At 36.4% G+C, this 2,876-nt stretch carries 3 protein-coding genes; all 3 read left to right on the top strand.

All coding sequences use genetic code 11. The features are described 5' to 3' along the window. Positions 1-876, top strand: an 876-nt coding sequence (locus AC3AX0_RS03225) for an ABC transporter substrate-binding protein (RefSeq protein ID WP_487548869.1), incomplete at its 5' end; no start/stop codon positions are given. Between the two features lie 67 nt (positions 877-943). Then, positions 944-1,906 (top strand): ABC transporter permease, encoded by a 963-nt coding sequence (locus AC3AX0_RS03220; protein ID WP_487548868.1) that lies wholly within the window; start codon positions 944-946, stop codon positions 1,904-1,906. A 12-nt stretch (positions 1,907-1,918) separates the two neighbouring features. Continuing rightward, positions 1,919-2,782: an oligopeptide ABC transporter permease gene (gene opp4C / locus AC3AX0_RS03215; protein ID WP_487548867.1), complete on the top strand. Its 864-nt coding sequence runs from the start codon at positions 1,919-1,921 to the stop codon at positions 2,780-2,782. The last annotated feature ends 94 nt before the right edge of the window (positions 2,783-2,876 follow it).

Here is a 2,876-nt window from a genome sequence, read left to right as displayed (position 1 = left end):
GATATAGATGTTGCAGATATTTCTTCGTTAAAGGCTGAAGATCTTGCAGAGCTTGAAGCAGCTGGAATTAAGATTGTTTCATATGCAGGTAAATCATATCAGTATATGGGCTTTAACTTGAGACAAGAAAGATTCCAGGATAAGAATGTAAGACAGGCAATATTCTATGCTATTGATAGAAATGCAATTGTTGATAAGTTAATGAGTGGAAATGGTATTGTACTTAATGCGCCACTTGTACCTACTGGATGGGCTTATGCTGATGAAGGTTTGAATAACTATGAATTTAATCCTGAAAAGGCTGTGGAACTGTTGAAGGAAGCTGGATATGAAGACAGAGATGGTGATGGATGGATAGAAGATGCAGACAATAACAAACTAACGCTTACATTGAAATACCCTATAGGAAACAAAACAAGAGAACAATCGGCACCTGTTATTCAAAAATACCTTAAGGACATCGGTATTGAACTGGAATTGAGAAACATGGAGTTTGGTGCTTTACTTGACGAAGTTATGTCGAATCATGATTTTGATTTGTACTTGCTTGGTAGTTCTTTATCACTGGATCCGGATCCAAAACCTATTTGGCATTCTGATGCAGCATCTGATGAAATTGGAAATGCAGCTTGGAATATTGTAGGATTTAGAAATGAAGATGCAGACAAATACATTATGGAAGGATTGGCTTCTCTTGAAATTGCAGATAGAACTAAAGCTTATACGGAATTTTGCAAGATAGTAAATGAAGAAGCTCCTCAGGTATATCTGTATTCTCCAAGCGTTGTGAAAGCGTATAATCCTAATCTTAAAAACTTTAATCCAGCTACATACTTGGATTACTATGATTTTGAAAATTGGATAATAGAAGAATAATAATAATAATAATCTGTGTTTGGGGAGAGAGTATTCTCTCCCTAAATATTTTATTAAGGAGAAAAGAATGTTCAATTATACTATAAAAAGACTGTTGCAGGCTTTGATTGTGCTCGTAGGAGTGACGGTGGTCATATTTGTTTTGATACATTTGGCACCTGGCGATCCGCTATTGCAGTCAATGGATCCTTCGGTATCCTCTGAAGTGCGTGAAGAAATGCTTGAAAAAATAGGATTTTATGATCCCATACATATTCAGTATTTTAAGTGGGTAGGGAGAGCTTTAACAGGAGATCTTGGATTTTCGATTAAATTCAAAAAACCTGTTTCTATGGTCATCATGGAGTATTTACCAAACACAATACTTCTTGGAGTTGTATCCATGATTTTAAGTATTGCCATAGCAATACCTGCAGGAATTGTATCTGCCACAAGGAAGAATTCAATAACAGATTATATTGTTACTGTGTTCTCTTTTCTGGGGTTATCAATACCGGCGTTTTTTTTCGGCCTTTTGTTGATTAAATGGTTTGCATATGATATGGCGATATTCCCTGTGTCGGGTATGATATCCATAGGGAAAAATCTATCGGGAATGAGCAGGTATTTGGATATTTTAAGACATTTGGTTTTGCCAGCCTTGGTTTTAGCCCTTCTTCAGACGGCTACCTTGATGAGATATACCAGGTCTTCAATGATAGAAGTTATAGACCAGGATTATATAAGGACTGCAAGAGCCAAGGGAGTAAAGGAAAAATATGTAATATACAGGCATGCATTCAGAAATGCACTTATTTCAATAATAACAATAATAACGATGCAGATACCGTTTTTGTTTTCGGGAGCGGTTCTTACTGAAACAATATTTGTATGGCCTGGAATTGGAAGAATAAATTATAATGCCATAATTGGAAGGGATTATCCTCTTATAATGGGCATAATGCTTTTACTGGCAGTCATAATACTGGGTTCGAATTTCTTGGCTGACATACTTTATGCAGTAGCAGATCCGAGAATAAGAAGAAATTAGGAGGTGTAATTCATGGAAAAAATCAATGTGGTTTCTCCAGGAGATATTGTATGGATGAAACTGAAGAAAAATAAATTGGCTTTACTGTCAATTATAATATTGTCATTATTCATAGTGGCTTCAATTCTTGCTCCATTAATTGCACCATATGAAATAGATGAAATTGATCTGGACAATATTGAAGAACCGCCATCATCCGAACATTTACTGGGAACTGATGATCTTGGAAGAGATGTTCTTTCCAGAATTCTTTTCGGAGGAAGGGTTTCTTTGACGGTAGGAATAGTTGCAAGTATAATGCAGATAACTATTGGAGTTTCATTGGGAGCCATCGCAGGTTATTTTGGTGGAATAGTAGATTCCATTATAATGCGTGTAGTGGACATTATAATGTGCTTTCCGTTTTTTATTATTGCTATAGCAATGGCTGCAGTTTTAGGTCCAAGCATGAATAATATAATAATCATTGTTGGAGTTTTATATTGGACAAGAGTAGCGAGAATTGTAAGAGCGGAAGTACTTTCCCTGAAGGAAAGAGAATATATTGAAGCCGCAAAAGCTTTCGGTTTGAATCCATGGGAGATAATCAAAAATCATATATTGCCAAATGTTATGGCTCCGGTTTTGGTTTATGCAACTTTGGCTATTGCCAATGGAATATTGACGGAAGCGTCCCTTAGTTTTCTGGGTATGGGTGTTAAACCTACAATACCTAGCTGGGGAAACATGCTTTCAGCTGCACAAAGCATGAGAATACTCAAGAGTAAATGGTGGATGTGGATGCCGCCTGGAACCATGGTTTTGTTGACTGTATTGTCAATTAATTTTTTAGGTGATGGACTGAGGGATGCCTTGGATCCAAAATTAAAGGTCTAGAGGTGTGAAATGACTGATGATTTATTGAAAGTAGATGATTTAAGAGTATATTTTAATACCCATGAAGGTCTTGTTAAGGCAGTTGATGGTGTTG

This window comes from Dethiosulfatibacter sp. (assembly GCF_983023055.1).
This window is presented reverse-complemented; position numbering and strand designations above follow the sequence as displayed.